Source organism: Corynebacterium sp. SA-MJD20WY100, from assembly GCF_039822565.1.
GTDB lineage: Bacteria > Actinomycetota > Actinomycetes > Mycobacteriales > Mycobacteriaceae > Corynebacterium > Corynebacterium phoceense_A.
In genome coordinates this window covers 17,968-44,874 of the sequence record NZ_JBCJKS010000004.1, presented here as the reverse complement: position 1 = coordinate 44,874, position 26,907 = coordinate 17,968, and the positions used below count along the sequence as shown (strand labels likewise).

Below are 26,907 nucleotides of genomic sequence, written 5' to 3'. Positions count from 1 at the left end.
CACGCACGCTAGACTTTAGGCATGTCTGAACCGATTATTGCGCCGTCCATTCTCGCCGCCGACTTCGCCCAGCTGGGCACCGAGGTCGCCTCCGTCGCCGCGGGCGACTGGCTCCACGTCGACATCATGGATGGCCACTTCGTGCCTAACCTGTCCTTTGGCCCAGACGTCACCGCCACGGTGGACGGTCTTACCACGCAGGAGCTCGACGTGCACCTCATGATCGAGGAGCCGGAGAAGTGGGTCGAGACCTACGCCAAGGCCGGCGCGGACTGCATCATCTTCCACGTCGAGGCCGTCGCCAACGAGGAGGCCGCACTCGCGCTTGCTCGAAAAATTCGCGGCCTGGGCGTGCGCGCTGGGTTTTCCATCAAGCCGGGCACGCCCATCGAGCCGTGGCTGGATAAGCTTGAGCACTTTGACGAGGTGCTCGTCATGAGCGTGGAGCCGGGCTTCGGCGGCCAGAAGTTTATGCCGGAGATGCTCGACAAGGTGCGTGCGCTGCGCTCGACGATTGATGAGCGCGGGCTCGGCACGGTGATTGAGATCGACGGCGGCGTCTCCGCCGAGACCATCCGCGCCTGCGCCGAGGCTGGCTGCGACGCGTTCGTTGCCGGTTCTGCGGTGTTCAAGCAGGAGGACCGCGCCGCGGCCGTCGCTGAACTGCGCGAGCTGGCGACCCTGTAGTGGCCTCGATTGCAGAAGCGCTCGCGCTCGCCAAGTCCGCGGGCCTAGGCGTCAAGGGCACGACGAGCCCCAACCCGCCCGTGGGCGCGGTGCTTGTCTCTCCGAACGGCGAGGTGGTGGGCGTAGGGGGCACCCAACCCGTAGGCGGGCCGCATGCCGAGATCATGGCGCTGCGCGAGGCCGGGCCTTTAGCGGAGGGTGCGACGGCCGTCGTCACGCTAGAGCCGTGTTCGCATACCGGCCGCACCGGTCCGTGCGCGGTGGCGCTCGCGGACGCGGGCGTAGCGTCTGTCGTCTACCTGCATCCAGACCCGAATCCGCAGGCCGCAGGCGGGGCCGAGACTCTCGCCGCGCGCGGCATTGCAGCGCGCCTCGCCTCCGTTGAGGAGCGCGCCGCGGCCGCGTCCGTCGAGGACTCACTCGTCCCGTGGCTCGCGGCCATCCGGATGGGGCGCCCACACGTGACCCTCAAGTTCGCGCAGACCCTCGACGGTCTCACCGCCGCGGTGGACGGCACGAGCCAGTGGATCACCGGCTCGGACGCGCGGGCGCACGTCCATGCGGACCGCACGCGTCGCGACGCCATCCTCATCGGCACGGGCACCGCTTTAGCGGATAATCCTTCGCTTACCGCCCGCCGCGCCGATGGCTCGCTCTACGAGGCACAGCCGCGCCGCGTCGTGGTGGGCGCGCGTTCGCTTGAGGGGCGTGCCGCGCACCTCGAGGAGCTCGGCTTTGATCAGTACGCCTCGCCGTCCGCGGCGCTGGACGCGCTGTGGGAGTCCGGGGCGCGGGACGTGCTCGTCGAAGGCGGCGCGGGGCTTGCGAGTTCCTTTGTGGAGGAGGGATTCGTCGACGCCGTGCGCGCGTATATCGCACCGAAGTTGCTTGGGGCCGGGCGTGGCGTGCTTGCCGAACCGGTCGCATCAACACTGGCGGGTGCGTTGGCGTTGCGGCGCACGCGCGTGGAGGAACTGGGTGCGGATCTCGTCGTGGATTTCACAGTCGAGCGGTCGTAGTTGCCGAAAACCGTCGAGAAAGTCGCTCGCAGAAGACGATTTTTGGCAGCCACGTAGGCAACGGACCGGAATAGGACGCCCACAGCGGCGTTGGAAGAATGGAACTGTTTAAAGGAGCTTGGGATTGTTTACCGGATTGGTGGAAGAAGTCGGCCGCGTGAGCGCGATGGAGCCGCAGGGCGATGCGATGCGTCTGAGCCTCACGGGTCCGCTCGTGACGAGTGATGCGGAACTTGGCGCATCCATTGCCGTCAACGGCGTGTGCTTGACCGTCGCTACGCTGGACGGCGACACGTTTACGGCCGATGTCATGCAGGAATCGCTCAACCGGACGGCGCTGGGGGAGCTCACCGTGGGCGCGCCGGTGAACCTCGAGCGCGCGCTGCTACCCACCACGCGCCTGGGCGGTCACATTATGCAGGGCCACGTTGACGGCACGGCGCGGTTGCTCAGTCGTACGCCGTCTGAGCACTGGGAGGTTCTGCGCTTCGGACTGCCGCGCGAGCTGGAGCGCTATGTCGTGGAGAAAGGCTCCATCGCAGTCTCCGGTACGTCGCTCACGGTCGCGACTATTTCTCAGCCGGGGGCGAACGAGCCGTGGTTCGAGGTCTCCCTTATTCCAGCCACGCTGCGCGAGACCATCCTGGGCGAGCTTACGCCTGGCGCACGCGTCAACCTTGAAGTTGACGTGCTGGCCAAATACGTAGAGAAAATGCAGCTCACAGCAGATCCAGCGGACGTGCACCCCGAAAGTAAGTAGTACGAGCGTTCCAGACTAGAGTTGACAGACATGAGTGAACAGAGCGTGCGCCTCGATACCGTCGAGGAAGCCATTGCAGATATCGCAGCCGGAAAGGCCGTCGTCGTCGTTGATAACGAGGATCGTGAAAACGAAGGCGACCTCATCTTCGCCGCAGAGAAGGCCACGCCAGAACTCGTCGCCTTTATGGTGCGGTATTCCTCCGGCTACATCTGTGCGCCGCTCACCCCGGATGACTGCGACCGCCTCAACCTGCCGCCCATGATGGCGAAGAACCAGGACGTGCGCGGCACCGCGTATACCGTCACGGTCGATCTCGCGACGGGTTCTACGGGCATTTCCGCGAAGTCGCGCTGCGAGACCATCCTGGCGCTCGCCAACCCCGAGTCGCACCCGGGCGACTTCACGCGCCCCGGCCACGTGGTTCCGCTTGCTGCGCGCCCGGGCGGTGTGCTGGAGCGCGACGGCCACACGGAGGCATCGATAGACTTGGCTCGCTTGGCAGGCCTGCGACCGGCTGGCGTGCTGTGCGAAATCGTCTCCGAGGATGACCCCACGGACATGGCGCGCTCGCCGGAGCTGCGCCGTTTCGCCGACTCCCACGGCCTGAAGATGATCTCCATCGAGCAGCTCATCGAGTGGCGTCGCCACCACGAGAACCAGGTCGACCGCGTTGTCGAGACGCGACTGCCCACCGAGTTCGGCGAGTTCACCGCGCTCGGCTTCCGCAATAGCCTGGACGGCCAAGAGCACGTGGCGCTCGTCGCGGGCGACCTCAAGGCCCTCGACGGCGCCGAGGATGTCCTCGTGCGCGTGCATTCCGAGTGCCTCACCGGCGACGTCTTTGGTTCGCACCGCTGTGATTGCGGCCCGCAGCTCCACGCCGCGCAGAAGGTAGTTCACGACGCCGGCAGCGGCGTCATCGTGTACCTGCGGGGCCAGGAGGGACGGGGCATCGGCTTGCTCAATAAGCTGAGAGCCTATGAGCTGCAGGACAACGGGCGCGATACCGTTGACGCCAACCTTGAACAAGGCCTGCCTGAGGACGCGCGCGAATACTCGGCCGCGGGCCAGATTCTGCGCGACCTCGGTATCAAGAGCGTCAACCTGCTCACCAATAACCCGGCCAAGGGCGAAGGCTTGGCGGGCTTCGGTGTGGAGATTACCGGCCGCACCCCGCTGGAAATCGAGGCCAACGCCGATAATATTGAGTACCTGCGCACCAAGCGCGACCGCATGGGCCACGACCTGCCGCAGGTCGCGCGCTGGGATGCGGACCACGCCAAGTAGAGGAGACCCACAATGAGCAAAGAAGGACTGCCCGAGGTCAAGGCCGTTGACGCGCAAGGAATGACCGTCGCCGTGGTCACCTCCACGTGGAACGCGGAGATCTGCGACCAGCTCGAAACCCGCGCCATCGCGGCAGGCACGGAGGCTGGCGCCACCGTGGATTCCTTCCGCGTCGTGGGCGCGCTCGAGCTGCCTGTCGTTGTGCAGCGCGCGGCACAAAGCTATGACGCAGTCGTGGCGCTTGGATGCGTCATCCGCGGCGGCACCCCGCACTTCGAGTACGTCTGCGACTCCGTCACGCAGGGCCTTACGCGCATTGCGCTCGATACCGGCAAGCCGATTGCCAACGGCGTGCTCACCACGAACGACCACCAGCAGGCAGTGGATCGCGCGGGCTTCGACGGCTCCGTGGAAGACAAGGGCGCGGAGGCCATGGTCGCCGCGTTGGATACCGTTGCCGCCCTGCGTAAGGTAGAAGAAACCGCGCGCACGCGCGCCTAGTCCAGGAGGCACTGCTACACATGACTGAACAGTCGAAAGACGCCCCGCGTCGCATCGAGCTCACGGACGAAGAAGTCCTGGAGTACACCGCCGCGGACCCGTTCGCGTCGACGTCCACCAAGCCGTGGGAGCTCACCTTAAAGTCCGCGTACCTGCGCAAGATCGCCATCCTCTGCGTCATCGTCATCATGGCCGTTCATATCTTTATGGGCGTGACCGTCGGCTTATCGTATACCGGCGCGTCCGTGACCACGCTCGACCGCTTCGCTTACCCAGGCGTGGGCCTTATCATTTCATTCTTCGTGTGGCTCATGCTCACCCGTCCGCGCCTGCGTGCGAATTCGGACGGCGTGGAGGTCCGCAACCTCGTGGGCACGCGTTTCTACCCGTGGCAGCTCATCTACGGCCTGTCCTTCCCGGAGGGCTCGCGCATGGCGCACATCGAGCTGCCCAACTTCGAATTCGTTCCCGTCTGGGCCTTGCAGTCCGGCGACAAGGCCACCGTCATCCGCGACGTGCAGGCCTTCCGCGACCTTGAAGCCGATTACATGCCGGAGGATTAAGCTCCTCTATGGCCGACCCCACCACTTACCGCCCGGCGCCGGGGGCTATCCCCACGGACCCGGGCGTGTATAAATTCCGCGACGAGAACCGCCGCGTCATCTACGTCGGGAAGGCGAAGAATCTTCGCGCGCGCCTGTCCAACTACTTCCAGGACATCACGCAGCTCCACCCGCGCACCCGCCAGATGGTGCTCACTGCCGCGAGCGTGGAGTGGACCGTCGTCGCCAGCGAGGTCGAAGCCCTCCAGCTCGAGTACACGTGGATCAAGCGCTTCGACCCCCACTTCAACGTCATGTACCGCGACGACAAGACGTACCCCATGCTGGCCGTCTCCGTCGGGGAGCAGATTCCGCGTGCCTTCTTCTACCGCGGCCCGCGCCGCAAGGGCGTGCGCTACTTCGGCCCGTATTCGCATGCCTGGGCCGTGCGCGAGACCCTTGATCTGTTGACGCGCGTGTTCCCCATGCGCACGTGCGCCAAGGGCGTCTATAACCGTCACCAGGCCCTCGGCCGCCCATGCCTTCTCGGCTATATCGGCAAGTGCGACGCCCCGTGCATCGGCCGCGTGAGCCCCGCCGAGCACCGCGAGACCGTCAATCACCTGGTCTCCTTCATGAACGGCAACACCGCGCCGGTAACGCGTCGTCTCACCAAGGAGATGGAAGAAGCCGCGGAAAGCCTCGAGTTCGAGCGCGCCGCCCGCCTGCGTGATGACCTTGGCGCCATCAATAAGATTATGGAGCAGCAGGCCGTCGTCTTTACCGACGGCACGGACGCGGATCTCATTGCCGTCGAGACGGACGAGCTCGAGGCCGCCGTCCAGATTTTCCACGTCCGCGACGGGCGCATCCGCGGCCAGCGTGGCTGGGTCGTGGACAAGGTCGGGGACCAGGCCAGCTCCGAGCCTCTCGAGGAGGGCCAGCCAGACCCGGCGCTCGGCGCCGTCATCCAGAACTTCCTCATCCAGTTCTACTCCGATGCCGTCGAACGCCAAGCCCAGGAGGACGCCGAGGACGCCAAGCTTGCCGATGCCCCCTCCACCGCGTTGCCATCGCCCGAGGGCGCCTCCGCGCCCCTCGAGGGAGACTTCGCACGCCGCGGCGTCGACCAAGCCTCCCACGAGGAGGCAAAGAAGGTGCAGGTCATCCCACGCGAAATCCTAGTCCAGGCCATGCCGGACGAGGCCGCGGAAGTCCAAGAGCTTCTGGAGCGACTGCGCGGCACGCATGTCTCGCTGCGCGTGCCGCAGCGTGGCGACAAGCGCGCGCTCATGGAGACCGTGCGCAAGAATGCGAAGGAGCAGTTGCGCCAGCACAAGCTCAAGCGCGTAGGCGATCTCACCGCGCGCTCAGCCGCGCTCCAAGACATTCAGGAAGCCCTGGGCATGGAGCAGGCGCCGCTGCGCATCGAATGTACGGATATTTCGCATATCCAGGGCACGGACGTCGTGGCCTCCCTTGTCGTTTTCGAGGATGGTTTGCCACGCAAGTCGGACTACCGGCGCTACCGCATCAAGGAAGCCGCCGGCGACGGCCACTCCAACGACGTGGGCTCCATCGCAGAAGTTACGCGCCGCCGCTTCAAGCGGCATAACGAAGACAAACTGGCGAACCCAGACGAGGAAGTCGAGGAGTCCACGTTTAGTGACGAGGCCGTGGCGGAGGAATCCGCCGAGGCCGGCCGCCGCTTTGCCTACCCGCCGCAACTCTTCATCGTCGACGGTGGTGCACCGCAGGTCGCCGCGGCCCAGGAGGTCTTCGACGAGCTCGGCATCGTCGACGTCACCCTCGTCGGCCTGGCCAAGCGTCTCGAGGAGATCTGGGTGCCGGGGGAGGAGGATCCCGTCATTTTGCCCCGTAACTCCCAGGCGCTGTACTTGCTTCAACAGGTCCGTGACGAATCCCACCGCTTCGCCATCACGTACCACCGCCAACAGCGCTCGAAGCGCATGCGCTCCTCCGTGCTCGATTCCATCCCAGGCCTCGGCCCGCAGCGCAGGACTGATCTGGTCAAGCACTTCGGCTCCGTGAAGAAGTTGAAGCTCGCATCCGTGGAAGAGATTGGAGAAGTCAAGGGATTCGGTCCCAAGTTGGCACACACTGTCTACGAACACCTTCATTAGCACGCGCGGGTTCGCCCCGCGCGTCTACTATGGGGCATATGAAGCAGTTTGAAACACCACCCATCCTGTTGACGGGTATGTCTGGCGGTGGCTTGTCGACCGCCGCCAAGGTCCTTGAAGACAAGGGCTATTACGTGGCCCAAAATATTCCGTCGGTCATGGTCATCGAGCTGCTGAAATTGTGTGCGCAGGACGATTCCCCCGTGACCAAGGTTGCTGTCGTCGTCGACGTGCGCAGTCGCGTTTTTCCTGGCTCGCTCATCGACACCATCGACGGCCTCGAGAAGGCAGACATGCGCCCGACCGTCCTCTTCATGGACGCGCGCGACGACGTGCTCATTCGCCGTTTCGACGGCGTCCGTCGCACGCACCCGCTCCAGGGCGGGGATACCCTCAAGCACGGCATCCAGCGCGAACGCGTGCAGCTTGCTCCCGTGCGTGCCCGCGCTGACGTCATCATCGACACCACGAATCTCTCGGTGCATGATCTGCGCCGGGCCATCGAGGCCGCATTCGGCAACATGGGCTCTGAAAAGCAACACATCACGCTGGAGTCCTTCGGCTTCAAGCATGGTTCGCCGCGCGACGCTGACCTCGTCATGGACGTGCGTTTCCTTCCCAATCCCTACTGGGTCCCAGAGCTCCGCGGCTATCGCGGCACCGACGCGCCGGTGAGCGACTACGTTCTCTCGCAGCCGGGCGCCGGCGATTTCATTGATCGCTTCATCAACATGCTTGATTCCATGCTCGCTGGCTACCGCCACGAGGGGAAGAACTTCATCACCATCGGCATCGGCTGCACTGGCGGGCACCACCGCTCGGTCGCTGTTACCGAGGAGGTCGCGCGACGCCTGCGCGAGGAGGACCGCGTCGACGTGAGCGTTCTCCACCGCGACATCACACGCGATTAATCCCAGACGCGTCTTTCGGGGAGCCTTCCTCTTACCCGTTAGCCCGTAACGACGCGGCCTTTTGGCCGATTACTAATAAAAGCATAATAATTGTATAGGATTTCCCCAATTCAGTGCGCTCCCTGTGCGCTATCCCTTACTTGTTAGAAAGGAGCGGCGAACTCCCCATGGATCGACTCCCTGCCACTCCCCATCACATCGCCTGCCTGGGAGGCGGGCATGGCCTTTTCCAAACCCTACTTGCCGCCCGTGACCTTGATTCGGAGAAAATCTCGGCCATCGTCACCGTCGCTGATGATGGCGGCTCGTCCGGTCGGCTGCGCCGTGAGCTCGATCTCATCCCGCCCGGAGACCTGCGCATGGCGTTGGCGGCCCTCGCCGACGGCGGCGAGCAAGAAGGGTTGTGGGCCACCACGTTGCAGCACCGCTTTGGCGGAACTGGCGCTCTTGCCGGTCACTCCGTGGGCAACCTGCTCATCGCCGGACTCACGGAAGTGGTCGGGGAGATGCAGCAAGCGCTCGATATCGTCGCGCGTCTCACGCGCTCGCATGGCCGCGTTTACCCGGTCGTCGAGCAGCCGCTTGACATAGAGGCTGAGGTCGCCGGGCTCGATGAGGACCCGACGGTTATGCGCCCAGTCCGCGGACAGGTCGCCGTCGCCACCACGCCGGGCAACGTCCGCCGCGTTCGCATTCTTCCGCAGGCGCCGGCCGCTAACCCTGCAGCCCTCGAAGCCTTGTCGCGTGCGGACTTCATCACGCTTGGCCCCGGCTCATGGTTTACCTCCGTCATTCCGCACGTGCTGGTGCCCGACATTGTCGATGCAATCAACGCTTCCAGCGCACCGCGCGTCGTGGTGTTGAATCTGTCCGCTGAGCCAGGGGAGACCCACGGTTTTTCCGCAGAGCGCCATGTACAGGTACTTGCGCAGCATGCTGCAGGGCTGCACATTGACCGGATCGTCGTTGACTCGGCCGCACCGCTGGCGGATACGGAGAAGAAGTATCTGCAACGTGCTGCTGATTCTCTCGGCGCCACGGTGATTTTCGCTGAAGTGAGCGCACAAGACGAGGACGGCGGGCGCCTTAATGTCCACGATCCCGCGAAGCTTGCGCGCGTCTTCGGCGAGATCTATCGCGGCGAGGTCTAGCCCCGCGCGCTAGACTATTGTTCGCTTTAAGTACCGGAGCTGTGTGCCCCGGCAGCTTTCTCCGTCCCAGGTAAGGAAAGCATGTCGTATTCATCGGACCTCAGCCTCGCACCCAAGGCGAGGAAGAAAGGGAGCGTCGAGGTGGCTTTGTCGCTGACAGAAAAGGTCAAACAGGAGCTGGCCCAGGTCACGCTGCCGCGTCAGTCGGCGCGTGCGGCAGAGGCGTCGGCCATGCTTCGGTTCGCTGGCGAACTGCTCGTCAACGGCGACCACATGAGCTACGAAGTCGAATTCGATGATGAAGTGACCGCCAAGCGGCTCGCGGAATTCCTCGACGATCTTTACGGCGTGAAGTCCTCGACCCACATGGTGGGACCGGGCTCGACGTCAAAACGTCCGCGCGTACAGATGCGCGTGGGCGACGCAAAGGAACTCACGCGACGCCTCGGTCTCATTACGCGCTCTGGCCACCCCGTCATTGGCTTGCCACCGCAGGTCGTTTCCGGTTCTGTCGCCGACGCCGAGGCTGCGTGGCGCGGCGCATTTCTTGCTCAGGGCGTGCTCACGGAACCTGGACGCTCGTCGTCACTGGAAATTGTGTGCCCGCGCCAAGAGGCTGCGTTAGCGCTCGTTGGCTGCGCGCGCCGTTTGGGCATTGCCGCTAAGACGAAAGAAACGCGCGGCGCTGACCGCGTGGTCGTGCGCGAAGGGGATGCCATCGGTGCACTGCTCACCAGGATGGGCGCGCACCGCACACGCTTAGAGTGGGAACGCAAGCGCTTGCGCTCGGAGGCTCACGAATCCTCCAACACGCGTTTGGAGAACTTCGACGATGCCAACCAGCGTCGTTCTGCGCGTGCCGCAGAGGCCGCAGCCAACCGCGTGTCCCGCGCGATGGACATTCTGGGCGACGACGTGCCCGAGCATCTGGCAGATGCCGGCTACCTCCGCGTGAAATTCCGCGATGCGTCGCTTGAGGAGCTCGGCCGCCACGCGGATCCGCCCATGACCAAAGACGCTGTCGCGGGCCGCATTCGACGCCTGCTATCGATGGCCGACAAGCGTGCGGAAGAACTCGGTATTCCGGACACGCATGAGTACGCACACGGACCGAAAAACGACAGCGAATAGTCGCTGTGGACGCGCCTCACGACTTCGTGAGGCGTGTTTCTTTATGTCCGTGTGTGTCCGTTTCCCTGTCTGTGGGCGTGAGGAACGCCGAGTGTTTGCCTAATGTTCATGTCCGAGACGCGGGCGCAGTGCTTCCGATGGCAGAGCACACGTTGTGGTGCGATGGGGGAGGAGGGTTCACAAGGGCGCAGCCAGTCAAGGGCGCAGAAAGTGGGTATGGGCTGGTGCGATGCTGCTCCGCTTGAAGCTCTGCGGTGGATGTTCCGGGGTGCAGTCCCTTCTCAGCTCCGTTGCCTTACCCTATTTGAGCCAGAGTGTGGGGTGATATTTATCGCAACGTAAAACAACACAAACGGGCATTGGTGGACTATGTCCATCTAGCTGGTGATTTGTGTTGGGTATCGCCGCGGTTTGTGATGTATACCATAGTAAAACTGGTACTCTGATGTGGTTTTTAGTGGGGACGGGCAATTTCTTAATGCAGCATTCGGAAACCGTCGGTACACTCGGAATCGTTGGGAAGTTGTCGAGGACTTCGTCACACAGAAGAACACCATAGGTAATCAGCACGGCGCTCAGCGCGTCGAGCGGGAGAGACCACAATGACGCTTGAAACCTCGGTAATCCCATGGAATAACGAACGTCAATTTTTGAGGAGACACTAACGTGACTATCCGCGTAGGCATCAATGGCTTCGGCCGCATCGGCCGCAACTTCTTCCGCGCCGTCCAGCAGAACCCGGGCGACCTGGAGATCGTCGGCATTAACGACCTGACCGACAACCACACCCTGGCTCACCTGCTTAAGTACGACTCCGTGCTGGGCAAGCTCGGTGCTGAGGTCTCCTACGATGACGAGTCCATCACCGTCGACGGCAAGAAGATTCACGCTTCCGCTGAGCGTGACCCGAAGAACCTGAACTGGGGCGACCTCAACGTCGACGTCGTCATCGAGTCCACCGGCTTCTTCACCGATGGCGAGGCTGCTAAGGCTCACATCGAGGCTGGTGCCAAGAAGGTCATCATCTCCGCTCCGGGTAAGAACGTGGACGCAACCTTCGTCTACGGCGTCAACTCCGACAGCTACGACGCTGCAAACCACAACGTCATCTCCGCAGCATCCTGCACCACCAACTGCCTGGCTCCGATGGCCAAGGTCCTCAACGACAAGTTCGGCATTGAGAAGGGCCTCATGACCACCGTCCACGCTTACACCGGTGACCAGCGCATCCAGGATGCTCCGCACCGCGACCTGCGTCGCGCTCGCGCCGCAGCCCAGAACATGGTTCCGACCTCCACCGGCGCTGCCAAGGCCGTGTCCCTGGTTCTTCCGGAGCTCGAGGGCAAGCTCGACGGTTACGCAATGCGCGTCCCAGTCATCACCGGTTCCGCAACCGACCTGACCTTCCAGGCATCCCGCGACGTCACTGTTGAGGAAATCAACGCCGCCATCAAGGAAGCTGCCACCGGCGAGTTCGGTGAGACCCTGGGCTACACCGAGGATCCGATTGTCTCCACCGACATCGTCACCGACTCCCACGGCTGCATCTTCGACGCTGGCATGACCAAGGTCTCCAACGGCAACCTGGTTAAGGTTCTCGGCTGGTACGACAACGAGTGGGGCTACACCAGCCAGCTCGTCCGCACCACCAAGCTCGTTGCCTCCAAGCTGTAAGAGCCAGGCCGCTCACCGCCGCGCTTCGTGAATCGCATGAACGTACACGCATCCATTACAGGCTCGGCGGATAAGCACCTGAAATGAGTTACCGGCCCTCGCGAACGCCCTCCAGGGCTCGCGCGGGCCGGTATTCTTTTAGGGGCTAGGCGCGCCCCGTCATCACATCGACATTCGCGTCTTCTTTAGCTTTAAAACTGCATAGCTCGAAGAACAACGTCGACTAATACATCACTTCCAAGGAGATATGCTCATGGCATTCAAGACCCTCGATGATCTGCTCGCCGAAGGCGTGGAGTCCCGCCACGTCCTCGTCCGTTCTGATTTCAATGTCCCGCTCGACGAGGACGGCAACATCACAGACCCGGGTCGCATCAACGCCTCGTTGCCCACCATCAAGGCTCTCGTCGATGGCGGCGCAAAGGTCATCCTCACCGCCCACCTTGGTCGCCCGAAGGGCGAAGTCAACCCGAAGTACTCGCTCGCACCAGTTGCAGAGGCGCTGTCTGAAGCCCTCGGCCAGTACGTCGCACTGGCATCCGACGTCTCCGGTGAGGACGCACACGAGCGCGCCAACGGTCTCAACGACGGCGACGTCCTGCTCGTCGAGAACGTTCGTTTCGATGCTCGCGAGACCTCCAAGGACGAGGCTGAGCGCGGTGCCTTTGCCGATGAGCTCGTCGCACTGGCTGCTGACAATGGCGCCTTCGTCTCCGACGGCTTCGGCGTTGTCCACCGCGCACAGGCATCTGTCTACGACGTTGCCAAGCGTCTGCCAGCCTACGCGGGCAAGCTCGTTCAGAAGGAAGTTGAGACCCTCGCTACGGTCGCTGAGAACCCGGAGCACCCGTACGTTGTCGTCCTCGGCGGCGCCAAGGTCTCGGACAAGCTCGGCGTGATCGAGGCCCTCGCTGGCAAGGCTGACAAGGTCATCATCGGTGGCGGTATGTGCTACACGCTGCTCGCCGCTCAGGGCTACAACGTTCAGAAGTCCCTGCTGCAGGAAGACCAGATTGATGCCTGCAAGGAGCTGCTCGAGCGCTTCGGCGACAAGCTCGTCCTGCCGGTCGACCTCACTGCTGCGTCCGAGTTCGCCGCTGACGCCGAGACCAAGGTCGTCAGCCTCGACGGAATTCCGGAGGGCTGGATGTCTCTCGACATCGGACCGGAGTCCGTCAAGCACTTCGCCGAGGTCATCGCCACCTCCAAGACCGTGTTCTGGAACGGCCCGATGGGTGTGTTCGAGATGGAGGCTTTCTCCAAGGGCACCGCGGGTGTCGCACAGGCTATCATCGACGCCACCGCAAACAACGGCTCCTTCACCGTCGTCGGCGGCGGCGACTCCGCCGCGTCCGTCCGTCTGCTGGGCCTGGATGAGGACGGCTTCAGCCACATCTCGACCGGTGGCGGCGCTTCCCTCGAGTTCCTCGAGGGCAAGGAACTGCCGGGCGTCAAGGTTCTGCAGGCTTAAGAAACCCCTCGCGTCACTCACTCGACTTCGCTCATCGAACTCCACTAGAAAAGGACACCTCACACCATGGCACGTACCCCGCTTATTGCTGGTAACTGGAAGATGAACCTCGACCACCTCGAGGCTATTTCCCAGGTCCAGAAGTTCGCCTTCGCCCTGCCCAAGGACTACTACGAGAAGGTCGACGTGGCCTTCATGGTCCCGTTCACCGACCTGCGCTCCGTCCAGACCGTGGTCGATGGCGACAAGCTGCAGATCACCTACGGCGCTCAAGACATCTCCAAGCACGATTCCGGCGCCTACACCGGCGAGGTTTCTGGCGAGATGCTCGCTAAGCTCGGCGTTACCTGGGCTGTCGTGGGTCACTCCGAGCGTCGCGAGTACCACGGCGAGACCGACAAGCTGGTCTCGGAGAAGGCTGCCGCTGCTATCAAGCACGGCATTTCGCCCATCGTCTGCGTTGGCGAGCCGCTTTCCGTCCGTGAGTCGGGTACTCACGTCGACTATGTCGTCAACCAAACCCGTTTCTCCCTCGAGGGCCTGTCTGCCGAGGATCTGAAAAAGACCGTCATTGCCTATGAGCCTGTCTGGGCTATCGGCACCGGCAAGGTTGCGTCTGCGGACGATGCACAGGAAGTGTGCGCTGCTATTCGCCAGCTCGTGCGCGAGCTCGCCGGCGACGAGGTCGCTGACGGAATCCGCATCCTCTACGGCGGCTCTGTGAAGACCGACTCCGTCGCCGAGATCGTGGGCAAGCCGGACGTCGACGGTGGCCTCGTGGGCGGCGCCTCCCTCAACGGCGAGGACTTTGCTAAGCTCGCCGCTAACGCTGCTATCAACGCGTAGTTTCCAGGCCGCCACGCGGTAGGACTCGCACAACACCAGCACGGACCGGTACTCAATCCGGCCCGTGCTTCGTGTATTGTTGAGGGAAGCAATCGCGCCCGCCGTCATACGGCGCGAGGCGCGGAAGAGACTTATACACCCCAAACAAGGAACGTTTACATGGTTCTGACCCTCCAGATCATTCTGGTTATCGCAGCTATTCTGATGTCTGTCTTCGTGCTTCTGCACAAGGGCAAGGGCGGCGGCCTGTCCAGCCTCTTCGGCGGCGGCGTCCAGTCCAACCTTTCGGGTTCCACGGTCGTCGAGAAGAACCTCGACCGCTACACGATCATCATGGTTATCGTGTGGCTCGCGTGCATCGTTGGGCTGAACCTCATCCAGGCTTTCGCCGGATAGGTTCGTAGCTTGCGCTACCGTGCGGTAGTCAGCTCCCAAGTGGAGTTGGCCACCGCATTTTTTATGCCCGTATGACGTCGTGTCCGGCTGCAATGCCGTAGAGAATGAAAGCAATTGTCCGGTCACGGTTGCCGTCGGCGAGAGGGGAGATGTGCGGTCGGCCTTGATGTCCTAGAGGGGGTAGTGCCTGCGTAGTAGACACGCCCTTTAAGTTCGTCGTTCCCCGGCGGCGGGGCGGGCGACTAAGCTAAGGCTATTTCAACTCCGAACGTAATTCGACGATTATGTTAAAAAATGCCCGCCCACCACGATTGTGGGCGAGCGGGGAAAGCTGTGCGAGGGCTTTAGATATCGCCGGCGGCGTCCTCAGCGACGTAGAGGACGGTCTCGACGCGGCCTTGTGCGCCGCAGGCCGGCCAGTAATCGGGGTCATCGCCGTGGGCGACACGCGCGGCGGCTTCGGCCTTGGCCTCGCCGGCGACGAGCAGCCAGACGCGGTCGGCTGACTGCACGGCCGGGAGCGTGAGCGTGAGGCGCTCGGCTGGGGGCTTTGGTGAGTCGGAGACGGCGACGACGCGGCGCTCGGACTCACGGACGGCATCGGAATGCGGGAAGAGCGAGTTGATGTGGCCCTCGCCGCCCATGCCGAGCAGATGGAGGTCAAAGCCTTGGGGCGCGTATTCCTCGAGCTCGGCCTCGTAGGCCTGGGCGGCGGCTTCCATGGCGATGGCGCCGAGGTCATATCCGTGGATGTGGGACTCGGGGATGTCGACGTGCTGGAGGAGCGCGCCGCGGGCCTGGCCCTCGTTAGAGTCCGGGTCAGAGGTGGGCACGTTGCGCTCGTCGCCGAAGAAGATGTGCACGCGGGACCAGTCAACGCGCAGGGCCGGGAAGTCCTCGCCCTGGGAGTCCGCTGCTGCGTCGAGACGGGCGAGCTCACGGAGCATTCCGATGCCCGCGCCACCACCGGTGAGCACGACGCGTGCGACGCCATCCCCATGGACTCCGCCGCCGGGCGCCTGTGCGGCGGCCACAGTCTCGATGAAAGCGAGGGCGGATTGACGTATGAGTTCCTGAAGGTCGTCGACGCGATGAACGGTAACCATGGTTATCTATTGTGCCTTAAAAATGTGGGTTATGAGTATGAAACGCGGTTGAGTGCGCGCAATGCATGGGCATAGGTTTTATCTGCATGGAGGTAGCGCAGTTCCTCCGAAAGGACCTCGGCTTGGGTGCGCACGCCCAGAGCCACGAGGGATTCGGGAGCGCCCGGGACGGAGACGCGCACCGTGGATTCGTCGATAACCTCGACGGTGATATCGGTGTTCGCGCGGTAGAAGACGAGCTTCCGGATGGGGAAGTATGCGTCGCCCTTGGTGGGGTCGGCGACGGAGTTGAGGTCCGTGTCACCGAGCGTGATAGCGCAGTTGGTGCGGCGTACCGCGACGGCGAGGCGATCGGCGAGCCACGCGGCGGCGAGGTCCACGGCGGGATCGCCGGCCGGGCCGGAGATTTCCACGGCTTCGACGGGCTCGTGCGGGTGGCGGTCGAGCGCGGAAGCGACGATGCCGCGCCAGAGAGTGAGCGAGGCCCACGTCATGTCCGAATCGCCGGGAGCGTAGCCGCGGGAGAGCTGCTGCAGGCGCAGGTAGACGGTCTCCACGTTGTACTCGGCGGCGCCAACGTTGGTGATCCGGCGCTGGGCGAGCGCACCCACGGGATGGTGGGACGGGGCCTCGGGGAACTGGCTGGGCCACCAGGCGACGATGGGGGTATCGGGAAGCAGTAGCGGCGTGATGACGGCCTCGGCCTGGTCTGCCAGCGAGCCGTGGAGGCGCATGACGACCATCTCGGAGGCGCCGGCCTCGCCGCCCACGCGCAGCTGTGCGTCGAGCGAGGTGGGGGCGCTGCGGTCGCCGGTGACGACAACGAGGACGCGCGAGGGGTGTTCGTGCGAAGCGTCGCGCACCGAGGCGAGAATCGCCTCGATATCGTCCGCGACATCAGCCACGACGATGAGCGTGAGCACGCGGCCCGTGGTGAGCGTGTAGTGCTCCTGGGCCTCGATGAGCTTCGAGGCAATCTCGCGGGTGCTCGTGTGCGGCAGCGGGATAATCATGCTGGAAGTAAACCCTTCTGGTCTGTGGAGAACGACTCGAGCTGGTGGTTAGGGGCGGCGCCAGGCGTGGCCACGGCGCGCGAGCATGCGGTCGGCCGAGCGCGGACCCCACGTGCCCGCGGGGTATTCCTCCGGCTGGCCGGCCTCGGCCCAGTAGTTGAGGATGGGGTCGAGGATGGACCAGGACAGCTCGACCTCGGCGTTCGTGGGGAACAGCGAGGACTCGTCGAGCAGGGCGTCGAGGATGAGGCGCTCATAGGCCTCGGGGGATTCCTCCGTGAAGGCCTCGGCGTAGGCGAAATCCATGTTGACGTCGCGGACCTCCATCGTGGAGCCGGGGACCTTGGAACCGAAACGCATGGTCACGCCCTCGTCCGGCTGGACACGGATGACGACGGCGTTTTGGCCGAGAGCCTCGGTCTGGCCTTCGCCGAAGGGCTGGTAGGGCGCGTGCTTGAATACGAGGGCGATCTCGGTGACGCGGCGGCCCAGGCGCTTGCCCGTGCGCAGGTAGAACGGCACGCCGGCCCAGCGGCGGGAGTTCACCGAAAGTGTGCACGCGGCATAGGTCTCCGTGGAGGAGTGTGGGTCGAAGCCCTCTTCCTCGCGCAGCCCTTGGACGTACTTGGAGCCCTGCCAACCGGCGGCGTATTGACCGCGGGCGGTCGTCTTATTGAGCGGGTACTCGGGCTTAGTGGCGCGCAGGACCTTGATCTTCTCGGCCTGAAGCGCGGCGGGCTCGAAGGAAGAGGGCTCTTCCATGGCGACGAGCGCGAGCAGTTGGAGGAGATGGTTCTGGATGACGTCGCGGGCGGCGCCGATGCCGTCGTAGTAGCCTGCGCGGCCGCCCAAGCCGATGTCCTCGGCCATGGTGATCTGGACGTGGTCGATGTAGTGGGCATTCCACATCGGCTCGAAGATCTGGTTGGCGAAACGCAGGGCCAGGATGTTTTGCACCGTTTCCTTGCCGAGATAGTGGTCGATACGGAAGACCGAGGACTCGGGGAAGACGGCGTTGACGATGGCGTTGAGTTTGCGCGCCGACTCTTGATCGTGGCCGAAGGGTTTTTCGATGATGACGCGGCGCCAGGCGTCCGTGCCCTCGGCGGGCGTGGCCATGCCGACGCGCTGCATTTGGTGGCAGATGACGGAGAAGAAGTCCGGCGGGACCGACAGGTAATAGGCCCAGTTGCTGCCGGTACCGCGGGCGACGTCGAGCTCGGCGAGGCGGTCGCGGAGGAGATCGAAGCCGGCGTCGTCGAAGCTACCGGTGACGAATTCGATACCTTCGGCCAAGTGCGTCCACACGTTTTCGCTGAAGGTGGTGCGTGCGCCCTTCTCTACGGCGCCGCGCACGTAGTCGCAGAAGTCCTGCTTCGACCACTGGCGGCGGCCGAAGCCCACGAGCGTGAAACCGGCAGGAAGCAGGCCGCGGTTCGCCAGGTCATAGATAGCGGGAAGGAGTTTCTTGTAGGCGAGGTCTCCGGTTACGCCGAAGATGACCATGCCGGAGGGGCCCGCAATGCGCGGTAGGCGCTTGTCGTTGGCGTCACGCAGGGGATTGACCCAGGGTCGTGGGGCAGTCACGAGGCAGATGCTTCCTTTCACCACAGTGAGGGTGCCGCGAGGATCGCGGCAGCCACTAAGAACGACAGCTAGTCTAACCCCTCACGGCGCTCAGGAGGAACAGCGTGGGGCGCGCGGCGGCTCCACGGTGCCCACAACGTGAAAAGGCCGGCACCGCGGTGAGGCGGTGTCGGCCGTAAATAGCGCGCGTGGCGGCGACTAGAGGCGGGCGCTCATGGACTCGAGCAGCTCGTTCCAGGCGGCGACGAACTTCTCTACACCCTCACGTTCGAGGACGGCGAAAACATCGTCGAAATCGATGCCGACGGCAGCGAGCTTGTCGAAGGTCTCCTGGGCCGCGGCAGCGGTGCCGGTGAGTGTGTCACCGTGCAGGTTGCCCAAATCGAGAACGGCGTCGATGGTCTTTTCCGGCATAGTGTTGACCGTGTTGGGACCAGCGAGCTCGGAGACGTAAAGCGTGGCGGGGTACTCCGGGTTCTTCACACCGGTTGACGCCCACAGCGGACGCTGGACGTTGGTGCCCTCCGGCAGATCCGTGGCGTTCGCGAGCTCGTCGACGAAGAGGCCGTAGGCGAGGTGGGCGTTCGCAACGCCGGCGAGGCCGCGCAGTGCGAGTGCTTCTTCAGAGCCGATGGCCTCAAGGCGCTTGTCGACCTCAGTGTCGACGCGGGAGACGAAGAAGGAGGCCACGGAGTGGATGGTGCTCACGTCAACGCCACCCTCGGCGGCGCGGCGGATGCCCTCCTTGAACGCGGCGATGACCTGGCGGTAGCGCGCCACGGAGAAGATCAGCGTGACGTTGACCGACATGCCCTCGGCCAGCGCGTCCGAGATGGCCGGCAGGGAGGCGTCCGTCGCCGGGATCTTGATCATGAGGTTGGGGCGGTCGACCTTGGCCCACAGCTCGCGGGCCTGGGCGATGGTCGCGGCGGCATCGTCAGAAATGCGCGGGTCGACCTCGATGGACACGCGGCCGTCCTTGTGGCCAGAGGCCTCGTAAATGGGCGCGAAGACGTCGCACGCAGTGCGGACGTCGTCGATGGCGAGCGAGTAGACGGCCTCGTCCACGGACGCGCCTTCCGCCTTGAGCTTGGCGATGTCCTCGTCATAGGCCGTGCCCTGGCCCATCGCCGCAGCGAAGATGGCCGGGTTGGTAGTCACGCCGACGATGGACTTCGTGTCGATGATCTCCTGCAGGTTGCCTGACTGGAGGCGATCTCGGGAGAGGTCATCGAGCCACGTGGAGGTGCCCAGGGTGTGCAGCGTGTCAATGTAGTTGCTCATACTCAACAAAACTCCTTTGCGCGTAGGTGCAAAATTTAGGCCTTGGCTGCGGCGGCCAGGGACTCCTGGGCGGCCGTAACGACGGCATCGGCAGTAAAGCCGAACTTTTCGAAGAGTTCCTCGGCCGGGGCGGAAGCGCCGAAGTGCTCGAGGGAGACGTTGCGGCCGAAGGTGCCGGTGTACTTGAACCACGGCATGGCGACGGCGGCCTCGATGGAGACGCGGGCGCGAACGGCGGACGGGAGGACGGACTCGCGGTAGGCCTCGTCTTGCTCGTCGAACCACTCGAGGCACGGCGCGGAGACGACGCGGGTGGCGGTGCCGGCCTCCTCGAGGGCCTGTGCGGCCTCGACGGCGAGCTGAACCTCGGAGCCGGTGGCGATGAGGATAACGTCCGGGGTCTCCTTGGAGCCCTCCACCAAGACATAGGCGCCGCGGCGCACGCCATCGCGCGCCTTCTCTGCGGTGCCCTCAAGCACCGGCAGGCCCTGGCGAGAGAGCGCGAGGCCCTTCGGAGCGGCCTTGTACTCGAACGCGGCGGCCCAGGCCTGGGCGGTCTCGTTCGCGTCAGCCGGGCGGATGACGGAGAGGTTCGGGATGGCGCGCAGGGCAGCGAGGGTCTCGACCGGCTGGTGGGTCGGGCCGTCCTCGCCGAGGCCAATGGAGTCGTGGGTCCACACGTAGTAGGTATCCGTGGACATGAGCGCGCCCAGGCGGACGGCGGGGTACATGTACTCGGAGAAGATGAGGAACGTGCCGCCGTAGACGCGAGTATTGCCGTGCAGGGCGATGCCATTCATGATGGCGGACATGCCGTGCTCACGAATGCCGAAGTGGAGGTTGCGGCCGGTAGGCGACGCGGTCCATGTAGTAGTCGTGATGGAGTCCGGACCGAAGGAATCCGCGCCCTTGATAACCGTGTTGTTAGAGCCAGCGAGGTCGGCGGAGCCGCCCCACATCTCCGGAACCTTGGCAGCGAGCGCCTGGATGGCGGCCTCGGAGGCCTTGCGGGTGGCGAGCTTTTCACCGGCCTGCCACACGGGCAGCTCCGCGTCGAAGTCGGCCGGCAGCTCGCGGGCGGTCATGCGGTCGAAGAGCGCCTTGTTGTCTGGGTTGGCCGTAGCCCATGCATCGAACTTCTTCTGCCACTCGGCGTGGGTGGCAGCGCCGCGCTCGGTGAGCTTACGCGTGTGCGCGAGGACCTCGTCCTCGATGAAGAAGGACTGCTCGGGATCGAAGCCGAGGACATCCTTGACAGCGGCGACCTCGTCGTCACCCAGGGCCGCGCCGTGGACGCCACCGGTGTTCATCTTGTTCGGGGCCGGGTAGCCGATGACGGTCTTTACGCGAATGAAAGACGGACGTTCGGTCTCCGCCTGGGCGTTCTTCACGGCCTCGAGGATGGCCACGACGTCCTCACCGGACTCGACGGTCTGGACGTGCCAACCGTAGGCCTCGTAGCGGGCCGCGGTGTCTTCCTGGAAGGCGACGTTGGTGTCGTCCTCGATAGAGATGTTGTTGTCGTCCCAGAAGACGATGAGGTTGCCCAGCTTCTGCGTGCCAGCCAGCGAGGAGGCCTCAGAGGTTACGCCCTCCTGGACATCGCCGTCGGAGCAGATGGTGTAGATGAAGTGGTCGAACGGGGACTCGCCGGCGGGAGCCTCCGGGTCGAATAGACCGCGCTCCTTGCGGGCGGCCATCGCCATACCCACAGACGACGCGAGGCCCTGGCCCAGCGGGCCCGTGGTGATTTCGACGCCCTTGGTGTGGTGGACCTCCGGGTGGCCCGGCGTGAGCGAGCCCCATGTGCGCAGTGCCTTAAGGTCGTCCATTTCGAGACCGAAGCCGCCGAGGAAGAGCTGAATGTACTGGGTGAGCGAGGAGTGCCCGACCGACAGCACGAAGCGGTCGCGGCCAGCCCACTCGGGATCCTTCGGATCGTGGTGAAGGACACGCTGGTAGAGCGTGTACGCCAGGGGAGCCAGGGACATGGCGGTGCCGGGGTGGCCGGAGCCGCAGTTCTGGACGGCATCGGCAGCGAGCACGCGCACGGTGTCGATCGCCTTGGTGTCCAGATCGCTCCAGTCGGCGGGATAGTTGCGGACCGTCTTGGCTTCCAGCTCTGGGGTCAGCGCTGGGGCGGTGGAATTCGAGGGGGACGTCGACATAAGAGTCTTTAAACCTCACTCACTCTTCTCGTATACATATCTATTAACTGACCCCTTTTAGTGTAGACGGCCACGCCGCTTACCCCCACCAATAATTCCTCCGCGCGCCAGATTCGGGATCTCTGCCCACTTACCGGTAGTCTGTGGGGTGCTGTTGGCGCACCTTTCGCGCTGCGCGCTGGCCGACCTGCGGAGGCAACCTGTAGAAAATCAGCGCGCGGACCACGGGAACTTTTGAATAAGTACATGCGACTACTTAGAATGCGCGCCTTGTGGGGCTGCGCACCTTCCCGCCGGGGTACAGGCCGCGGCGCTGGATACACATGCGAATTGGAAAGCTGGAGGGCTATCCCTTGGAGACAATCAAGGCCTATATTGCGCTGACGAAGCCGAGGATCATCGAGCTCCTTCTCGTCGCCGCCATCCCGGCCATGCTCCAGGCGCAGCGCAGCGTCGACGCCGTAGCCGACAACCTGTGGCTCATCGTGTCCACCATCTTCGGCGGCTGGATGGGCGCGGCCGCCGCGCACACCTTTAACAACGTGCTTGAGTTCGAGCTCGACCAGAAGATGCAGCGCACCCGCGCACGTCCTCTTGTCCGCCACACCGTGACGCGCCGCAACGCCGCCATCTTCGCGTGGATCATGCTGGCGCTGTCCGTGCTGTGGCTGGGTGTGCTCGCTCACTCGTGGCTCGCGGCCTTCTTCGTCATCCTCACGAACTTCTTCTATGCCATCGTGTACACGAAGTTTTTGAAGATGCGCAACAGCCAGAACATCGTGTGGGGCGGCCTCGCCGGCTGTATGCCCGCCATGGTCGGTTGGGCCGTCATCCGCGATAACGCGCCCGACGCTGAGCCCGACCGCTGGTGGCAGGCCATCGTGCTCTTCCTCATTATCTTCTTCTGGACCCCGCCGCACACGTGGGCCTTGGCCATGAAGTACCGCGAGGACTACAAGGCGGCGGGCGTGCCGATGCTCCCGGTGGTCGCCCCCGAGGTCGTCGTCACCCGCCAAATCATCTGGTATACGATTGGCACGCTCATCGTGTCCTTCCTTATCATTCCGGCCGCAAGCTGGATTTATTTGGTCGCTTCGATTCTCTCGGGCGCGGCCTTCCTGTGGATGGCCGTGCGCCTGCATCAAGGCGTGAAGAAGGGCGAGAGGGTCAAGCCCATGCGCTTGTTCATCTACTCGAACAACTACCTGTCTGTGCTCTTCATCGGCTTGTCCATCGACGCCGTGGTGGGCTGGGAGCCCATCGGCCGTATGCTCGGCTGGTCGGCGGTGCTCTTCTAGCGTGTTCTAGGGGCTTCTGCATAAAAGGGATCCGCAGAGGGGATCGAGCGAGTATTGGAACTGGCTGGATCCCGTCTGGCGGATCCCTTCTGGGTTTTCGAGGCTTAGTCGTGGACGCGCAGGACGATGGAGCCGGTGGTCTTGCGGTCCTGGAGGTCGCGGTGCGCCTGGGCTGCGTCCTTGAGTGGGTAGCTCGCTGCGACGCGGAACGTGAGGTGGCCGTCGGCGACCGCTTGGACGACGGCCTGGGCGCGCATCTGGAACTCGCCTTCCTGGGACGTCCACGCGCCGATGGACGGGCGGGTGAGGAAGATAGAGCCGTGCGTGTTGAGCACCTGCGGGTCGACCGGCGGGACGGGGCCAGATGCAGCGCCGAAGAGACAGACCGTGCCGCGAGGGCGAACGACCTCGAGGGATTCCTGGAAGGTGTCCTTACCCACGCCGTCGTAGACAACGTCGACGCCGCGGCCGCCGTTGAAGCGGCGGACTTCCTCGGCCAGGCCCTCGGAGTAGCGGAAGACATGGTCGGCGCCAGCGTCGTAGGACAGCTGCTCCTTCTCGTCGGAGGAGACGACCGTGTAGACGGTCGCGCCGAGCGTCTTGGCCATCTGGGTGGCGATGAGGCCTACGCCGCCGGCGCCGGCGGTGATGAGGCAGGACGCGCCCTCACCGAGCTGGTAGACGCCGTGCGTGAGGTAGTGCGCCGTGATGCCCTGGAGGAGCATGGAGGCTGCAACCTCGTCGGAGAAATCATCGGGCACGGCGACGAGGCGGTTGCGGTCGACGCAGACCTGCTCCGCGTAGGAGCCGAAGGACTGGTCCCAGGCCACCTTGGTGCCCTCGGCAATCTCGCCGCGCGGGTCTTTGAGCACACGGCCGGTGCCCTCAAACCCGGGGACGAAGGGGGTCTTCGCGTGATAAATGCCCTCGCGGTAGTAGGTGTCGATATAGTTAACGCCCGCCACGTCCACGGCGACCAGGACCTGATCGTCGGTGGGAGTGGGGGCGTTGACCTCGACGTACTCGAGGACTTCTGGGCCGCCGGGGCGGGAAACCTGAATAGCAAACATGCTATTTAGGCTACCGAACCCTAGACACGTGCCGCTAGGGATTCGCGGCGCAGGGCGTACTTTTCGTCACCGCGCGGCGAACCGGTGATGAGATCCAGCGTGCCGTAGGAGCGGATCATGCCATTCGACCACAGTAGTGCGGTAAAGGCAGTGACCACGGAGGACATGCCGATGTGGACAGGGACGGTCCAGCGCGGAATGCCGAGGTGGAACTGAATGACGCCGATGCCCCACTGAATCAAAATCGCCACGATGAGCACCACGCCGGCGCGCTTCGCCGCCTGCGGAGCGCGGTGGCGGAAGAGCAGAATGACGGTGATGACGGTGAGGATCAAGTAGATGTAGAGGCAGAAGGCGTGCGTCAGCGCCATCCACTCGGTGTCGACCTCGAGGCGGCCTTCCATGCCCACGCCGTCGTCGCCGGAGTGGACGCCCGAGCCGGTGACCATCGTGCCCGTGATGAGGACGACGGACAGTGCAACGGTGGCCACGACGGCCAGCGAGCGGATGAACTGCGGGAAGGTGTGCTCCGGGGTGCCGTCGTCGGGCTGGAGGATGCGGTTGTACAGCATTGCGGCGAGCCAGACGAGAACCATGGACGGCAGGAAGTGGAGCGCCACGGCCCACCACTTGAGGTCCAGCCACACGGAGATGCCGCCGATAACGGCCTGCAGGACGATGCCCGCGACGTTGAGCCAGGCGTAGACCTTAAGCTCAGTGCGGCGGCAGGCCATGTACATGGCGATGACGGCGGCGCCGGCGGCGGCCCCGTCGACGAAGGTGAGCAGGCGGTTGCCGAATTCGATGGCCTGGTGAACGGCAGGTGCCGCGCCCGCCACGGGCACTAGTGAGCCTTGTTGACAATTGGGCCACGTATCGCAGCCCAGGCCGGATCCGGTGACGCGGACGATGGAACCGGTCACTGTGATCCCGGCTTGGCACAGCAGCAGGATCATCGCGACGACGCGCTGCTGGCGGATGGTCGGCGCGGCCTCACGGAAGAAGAGACGAATACGTTCAGAGATATTCACGGAACTAGAGGTTACCTTTCTTCACGGAACTTCCCGTAACAATTCGGGCCGTACCGGCCCTATTCAAGATAAAAGTCACATTCAGGCAGTTTTAGCCGTCGAACCGGAACCATTTCACCGCGATAGCCGACGCGGCGACCGCCCAACCCACGAGGACGAGGATCTGGAAGAGCGGAATCTCGCCGCGGAAGGCGTCAGCGAGCCCGCCGGCGAGTGCCACGGTGGGTACGAGCGTGAATACGCCGTTGTGGCCCAAGCCCGTGGAGTACATGGCCCAGCCCACGACGCCGAGTAGCAGGAACCAGATGAGGTTGGCGAGAGCGAGGACGAGCTCGCTCGACATCGTGCCGCCCAAGATGAGGCCGAGCGCGGTAAACGCGGCGACGCCGAAGACGAGCGTGACAGCCGCGAGCAGCACGCCGCCCAATGAGGTGCGAAAGCCCACGAGGTACGCCGTCAGGCCCAGCACGACTACTTGGACGAGGACCATCGAGGCCACGCCGATGATCTTGCCGCCGATGATGGCCCACGCGGGCACGCCCGAGGCGCCGGTGCGCTTGAGCGCGCCGTAGCGGCGGTCGAAGGCGAGCGAGATCGCCTGGCCCGTAAAGCCCGCCGAGGTCGCCGCGACGGCGAGGACCATGGGGAAGAGCTCGTCGAGTCCGTTGGCCTGGGAGCTGCCGGGCAGCGAGACGGCGTCGCCGAGACGCGCGCCGCCACTGAGCAGCATGATGGGGATGATGATGCTGAGCAGCTGTTGCTCACCGTGGCGCAGCATGAGTTTCGACTCGATGGCGCCCTGCGCCTTGAGGATGGCGCCCACGCCGGCGCGCTGGGGCGCTGGCGTGAAGGTGCCGGGTTGGTATGTCGTCATGGTGTCTCCAAAACTTGAACGTGAGTTAGCTGCGCAGTTCGCGGCCGGTGAGTTCGAGGAAGACGTCCTCGAGCGTCGCGTGTGCCGCGTCGAGGCGGCGCAGGAGTACGCCCTGGTCGGCGAGTGCGGCGGTGAGGGCGGCGATGGTGGCGGGAGTGGGGGCATCGGCAAGCGCGTAGTGCAAGGGGCGCTGCGCAACGACCTTGAGGGGGAGCACGGCGAGGTCGACCTCCCGGTCGGTCTCAAAGGTGAGCTGCGCGCCGCGGTTGTCGTCCATGAGCTCCGCGGGGGTACCCTCAGCGACCTTGCGGCCATGGTCGATGATGATAACGCGGTTTGCGAGGGCCTCAGCCTCGTCCATGAGGTGGGTGGTGAGGACGATGGTCACCCCGTCCCTTTTGAGGGCGCGGATAAGTTCCCACACCGCGAGGCGCGACTGTGCGTCCATGCCGGCGGTGGGCTCGTCGAGAAAGACGAGCTCGGGGCGGCCGATGAGCGCGAGCGCGAGTGAGAGGCGCTGCTGCTGGCCGCCGGAGAGGCGCCGGTAGGTATTCTTCGCCACGCCTTCGAGCCCGAGAATTTCGATGAGCCAGTCCGGGTCAAGCGGGTTGCGGGAGTAGCGCGCGGTAAGTTCAAGCATCTCGCGGACGCGAATGCCGGAGTAGGAGCCGCCGCCTTGGAGCATGATGCCGATGCGCTCGCGGACGCCGTCCGGATTCGTGGCTGGGTCAAGGCCCAGCACGCGGATGGAGCCCGAGGTGGGGGCGGTAAAGCCCTCGCACATTTCGATGGTCGTCGTCTTGCCGGCGCCATTGGGACCGAGGAAGCACAGCAGCTCGCCGCGGTTCACGTGGAAGCTCAGGCCGTCGACGGCGCGGGTGGCGCCGAAAGCCTTGACCACGGAGTCGACGACGAGCGCTGCCTCGTGTCCGTCAAAAGTTGTATCCACGGAG

General features: G+C 64.3%; 24 protein-coding genes. 15 read left to right on the top strand and 9 right to left on the bottom strand.

The window, feature by feature from the left end; genetic code table 11:
- Positions 1-21: 21 nt before the first annotated feature.
- The 14 genes from rpe (at position 22) to secG (ending at position 14,523) form a co-directional block, all read left to right on the top strand.
- Positions 22-687 (top strand): ribulose-phosphate 3-epimerase, encoded by a 666-nt coding sequence (rpe, locus tag ABJ196_RS03285; protein ID WP_347305210.1) that lies wholly within the window; start codon positions 22-24, stop codon positions 685-687.
- Positions 687-1,706 carry a bifunctional diaminohydroxyphosphoribosylaminopyrimidine deaminase/5-amino-6-(5-phosphoribosylamino)uracil reductase RibD gene (ribD, locus tag ABJ196_RS03280; protein WP_347305209.1) on the top strand — a complete coding sequence of 340 codons (1,020 nt, stop codon included), beginning with the start codon at positions 687-689 and terminating at the stop codon, positions 1,704-1,706. The genes rpe and ribD overlap by 1 nt, the downstream gene beginning before the upstream one ends.
- 124 nt (positions 1,707-1,830) lie before the next feature.
- Entirely contained in the window at positions 1,831-2,466 is a 636-nt protein-coding gene (locus tag ABJ196_RS03275; RefSeq protein ID WP_347305208.1) for a riboflavin synthase, read from the top strand.
- Between the two features lie 30 nt (positions 2,467-2,496).
- Positions 2,497-3,756 carry a bifunctional 3,4-dihydroxy-2-butanone-4-phosphate synthase/GTP cyclohydrolase II gene (locus tag ABJ196_RS03270; protein WP_347305207.1) on the top strand — a complete coding sequence of 420 codons (1,260 nt, stop codon included), beginning with the start codon at positions 2,497-2,499 and terminating at the stop codon, positions 3,754-3,756.
- 12 nt (positions 3,757-3,768) lie between these two features.
- Positions 3,769-4,257 (top strand): 6,7-dimethyl-8-ribityllumazine synthase, encoded by a 489-nt coding sequence (gene ribH, locus ABJ196_RS03265; protein WP_347305206.1) that lies wholly within the window; start codon positions 3,769-3,771, stop codon positions 4,255-4,257.
- Positions 4,258-4,277: 20 nt separating this feature from the next.
- Positions 4,278-4,820 (top strand): PH domain-containing protein, encoded by a 543-nt coding sequence (locus tag ABJ196_RS03260; protein ID WP_347305205.1) that lies wholly within the window; start codon positions 4,278-4,280, stop codon positions 4,818-4,820.
- 8 nt (positions 4,821-4,828) lie between these two features.
- On the top strand, positions 4,829-6,943 hold the full coding sequence (uvrC, locus tag ABJ196_RS03255; protein ID WP_347305204.1) for an excinuclease ABC subunit UvrC: 2,115 nt from the start codon (positions 4,829-4,831) through the stop codon (positions 6,941-6,943).
- 38 nt (positions 6,944-6,981) lie between these two features.
- Entirely contained in the window at positions 6,982-7,854 is an 873-nt protein-coding gene (rapZ, locus tag ABJ196_RS03250; protein ID WP_347305203.1) for an RNase adapter RapZ, read from the top strand.
- Between the two features lie 167 nt (positions 7,855-8,021).
- On the top strand, positions 8,022-9,005 hold the full coding sequence (gene yvcK / locus ABJ196_RS03245; RefSeq protein WP_347305202.1) for a uridine diphosphate-N-acetylglucosamine-binding protein YvcK: 984 nt from the start codon (positions 8,022-8,024) through the stop codon (positions 9,003-9,005).
- 147 nt (positions 9,006-9,152) lie between these two features.
- Positions 9,153-10,136 (top strand): DNA-binding protein WhiA, encoded by a 984-nt coding sequence (whiA, locus tag ABJ196_RS03240; protein WP_347305305.1) that lies wholly within the window; start codon positions 9,153-9,155, stop codon positions 10,134-10,136.
- Positions 10,137-10,802: 666 nt separating this feature from the next.
- Positions 10,803-11,810: a type I glyceraldehyde-3-phosphate dehydrogenase gene (gene gap, locus ABJ196_RS03235; RefSeq protein ID WP_347305201.1), complete on the top strand. Its 1,008-nt coding sequence runs from the start codon at positions 10,803-10,805 to the stop codon at positions 11,808-11,810.
- Positions 11,811-12,063: 253 nt separating this feature from the next.
- On the top strand, positions 12,064-13,281 hold the full coding sequence (locus tag ABJ196_RS03230) for a phosphoglycerate kinase (protein ID WP_257034629.1): 1,218 nt from the start codon (positions 12,064-12,066) through the stop codon (positions 13,279-13,281).
- A gap of 66 nt (positions 13,282-13,347) precedes the next feature.
- Positions 13,348-14,127 carry a triose-phosphate isomerase gene (gene tpiA, locus ABJ196_RS03225; protein ID WP_347305200.1) on the top strand — a complete coding sequence of 260 codons (780 nt, stop codon included), beginning with the start codon at positions 13,348-13,350 and terminating at the stop codon, positions 14,125-14,127.
- Positions 14,128-14,286: 159 nt separating this feature from the next.
- A complete protein-coding gene (gene secG / locus ABJ196_RS03220) occupies positions 14,287-14,523 on the top strand; it encodes a preprotein translocase subunit SecG (RefSeq protein WP_257034627.1) in 237 nt (78 codons plus the stop codon).
- A gap of 344 nt (positions 14,524-14,867) precedes the next feature.
- On the opposite strand, the gene pgl is transcribed toward secG, so the two are convergent.
- The 5 genes from pgl to tkt form a co-directional block, all read right to left on the bottom strand.
- Positions 14,868-15,629 (bottom strand): 6-phosphogluconolactonase, encoded by a 762-nt coding sequence (gene pgl, locus ABJ196_RS03215; protein WP_347305199.1) that lies wholly within the window; start codon positions 15,627-15,629, stop codon positions 14,868-14,870.
- Positions 15,630-15,658: 29 nt separating this feature from the next.
- Positions 15,659-16,642 (bottom strand): glucose-6-phosphate dehydrogenase assembly protein OpcA, encoded by a 984-nt coding sequence (locus tag ABJ196_RS03210; RefSeq protein WP_347305198.1) that lies wholly within the window; start codon positions 16,640-16,642, stop codon positions 15,659-15,661.
- A 48-nt stretch (positions 16,643-16,690) separates the two neighbouring features.
- The gene (gene zwf / locus ABJ196_RS03205) at positions 16,691-18,229 is read right to left on the bottom strand and encodes a glucose-6-phosphate dehydrogenase (protein ID WP_347305197.1); all 1,539 of its coding nucleotides are present in this window, start codon (positions 18,227-18,229) and stop codon (positions 16,691-16,693) included.
- Between the two features lie 198 nt (positions 18,230-18,427).
- A complete protein-coding gene (gene tal, locus ABJ196_RS03200; protein ID WP_347305196.1) occupies positions 18,428-19,513 on the bottom strand; it encodes a transaldolase in 1,086 nt (361 codons plus the stop codon).
- A gap of 35 nt (positions 19,514-19,548) precedes the next feature.
- Positions 19,549-21,681 (bottom strand): transketolase, encoded by a 2,133-nt coding sequence (gene tkt / locus ABJ196_RS03195; RefSeq protein ID WP_347305195.1) that lies wholly within the window; start codon positions 21,679-21,681, stop codon positions 19,549-19,551.
- Between the two features lie 353 nt (positions 21,682-22,034).
- Between tkt and ABJ196_RS03190 the strand changes: the two genes are divergently transcribed.
- Complete coding sequence (locus ABJ196_RS03190; RefSeq protein WP_347305304.1) at positions 22,035-22,979, top strand: heme o synthase; 945 nt, start codon at positions 22,035-22,037, stop codon at positions 22,977-22,979.
- Between the two features lie 104 nt (positions 22,980-23,083).
- On the opposite strand, the gene ABJ196_RS03185 is transcribed toward ABJ196_RS03190, so the two are convergent.
- The 4 genes from ABJ196_RS03185 to ABJ196_RS03170 form a co-directional block, all read right to left on the bottom strand.
- Entirely contained in the window at positions 23,084-24,049 is a 966-nt protein-coding gene (locus ABJ196_RS03185) for a quinone oxidoreductase (RefSeq protein ID WP_347305194.1), read from the bottom strand.
- Positions 24,050-24,069: 20 nt separating this feature from the next.
- Positions 24,070-25,080 carry a heme A synthase gene (locus tag ABJ196_RS03180; RefSeq protein WP_347305193.1) on the bottom strand — a complete coding sequence of 337 codons (1,011 nt, stop codon included), beginning with the start codon at positions 25,078-25,080 and terminating at the stop codon, positions 24,070-24,072.
- A 91-nt stretch (positions 25,081-25,171) separates the two neighbouring features.
- Positions 25,172-25,954: an ABC transporter permease gene (locus tag ABJ196_RS03175; RefSeq protein ID WP_347305192.1), complete on the bottom strand. Its 783-nt coding sequence runs from the start codon at positions 25,952-25,954 to the stop codon at positions 25,172-25,174.
- A 25-nt stretch (positions 25,955-25,979) separates the two neighbouring features.
- The gene (locus ABJ196_RS03170; RefSeq protein WP_347305191.1) at positions 25,980-26,903 is read right to left on the bottom strand and encodes an ABC transporter ATP-binding protein; all 924 of its coding nucleotides are present in this window, start codon (positions 26,901-26,903) and stop codon (positions 25,980-25,982) included.
- Between the last annotated feature and the right edge of the window lie 4 nt (positions 26,904-26,907).

What these genes read in the sequence shown, in the direction of transcription:
- rpe (WP_347305210.1), top strand. Translation starts at nt 22, where the DNA reads ATGTCTGAACCGATTATTGCGCCGTCCATTCTCGCCGCCGACTTCGCC.
- ABJ196_RS03270 (WP_347305207.1), top strand. Translation starts at nt 2,497, where the DNA reads ATGAGTGAACAGAGCGTGCGCCTCGATACCGTCGAGGAAGCCATTGCA.
- ribH (WP_347305206.1), top strand. Translation starts at nt 3,769, where the DNA reads ATGAGCAAAGAAGGACTGCCCGAGGTCAAGGCCGTTGACGCGCAAGGA.
- ABJ196_RS03260 (WP_347305205.1), top strand. Translation starts at nt 4,278, where the DNA reads ATGACTGAACAGTCGAAAGACGCCCCGCGTCGCATCGAGCTCACGGAC.
- uvrC (WP_347305204.1), top strand. Translation starts at nt 4,829, where the DNA reads ATGGCCGACCCCACCACTTACCGCCCGGCGCCGGGGGCTATCCCCACG.
- rapZ (WP_347305203.1), top strand. Translation starts at nt 6,982, where the DNA reads ATGAAGCAGTTTGAAACACCACCCATCCTGTTGACGGGTATGTCTGGC.
- yvcK (WP_347305202.1), top strand. Translation starts at nt 8,022, where the DNA reads ATGGATCGACTCCCTGCCACTCCCCATCACATCGCCTGCCTGGGAGGC.
- ABJ196_RS03230 (WP_257034629.1), top strand. Translation starts at nt 12,064, where the DNA reads ATGGCATTCAAGACCCTCGATGATCTGCTCGCCGAAGGCGTGGAGTCC.
- tpiA (WP_347305200.1), top strand. Translation starts at nt 13,348, where the DNA reads ATGGCACGTACCCCGCTTATTGCTGGTAACTGGAAGATGAACCTCGAC.
- secG (WP_257034627.1), top strand. Translation starts at nt 14,287, where the DNA reads ATGGTTCTGACCCTCCAGATCATTCTGGTTATCGCAGCTATTCTGATG.
- pgl (WP_347305199.1), bottom strand. Translation starts at nt 15,629, where the DNA reads ATGGTTACCGTTCATCGCGTCGACGACCTTCAGGAACTCATACGTCAA.
- ABJ196_RS03210 (WP_347305198.1), bottom strand. Translation starts at nt 16,642, where the DNA reads ATGATTATCCCGCTGCCGCACACGAGCACCCGCGAGATTGCCTCGAAG.
- tal (WP_347305196.1), bottom strand. Translation starts at nt 19,513, where the DNA reads ATGAGCAACTACATTGACACGCTGCACACCCTGGGCACCTCCACGTGG.
- tkt (WP_347305195.1), bottom strand. Translation starts at nt 21,681, where the DNA reads ATGTCGACGTCCCCCTCGAATTCCACCGCCCCAGCGCTGACCCCAGAG.
- ABJ196_RS03185 (WP_347305194.1), bottom strand. Translation starts at nt 24,049, where the DNA reads ATGTTTGCTATTCAGGTTTCCCGCCCCGGCGGCCCAGAAGTCCTCGAG.
- ABJ196_RS03175 (WP_347305192.1), bottom strand. Translation starts at nt 25,954, where the DNA reads ATGACGACATACCAACCCGGCACCTTCACGCCAGCGCCCCAGCGCGCC.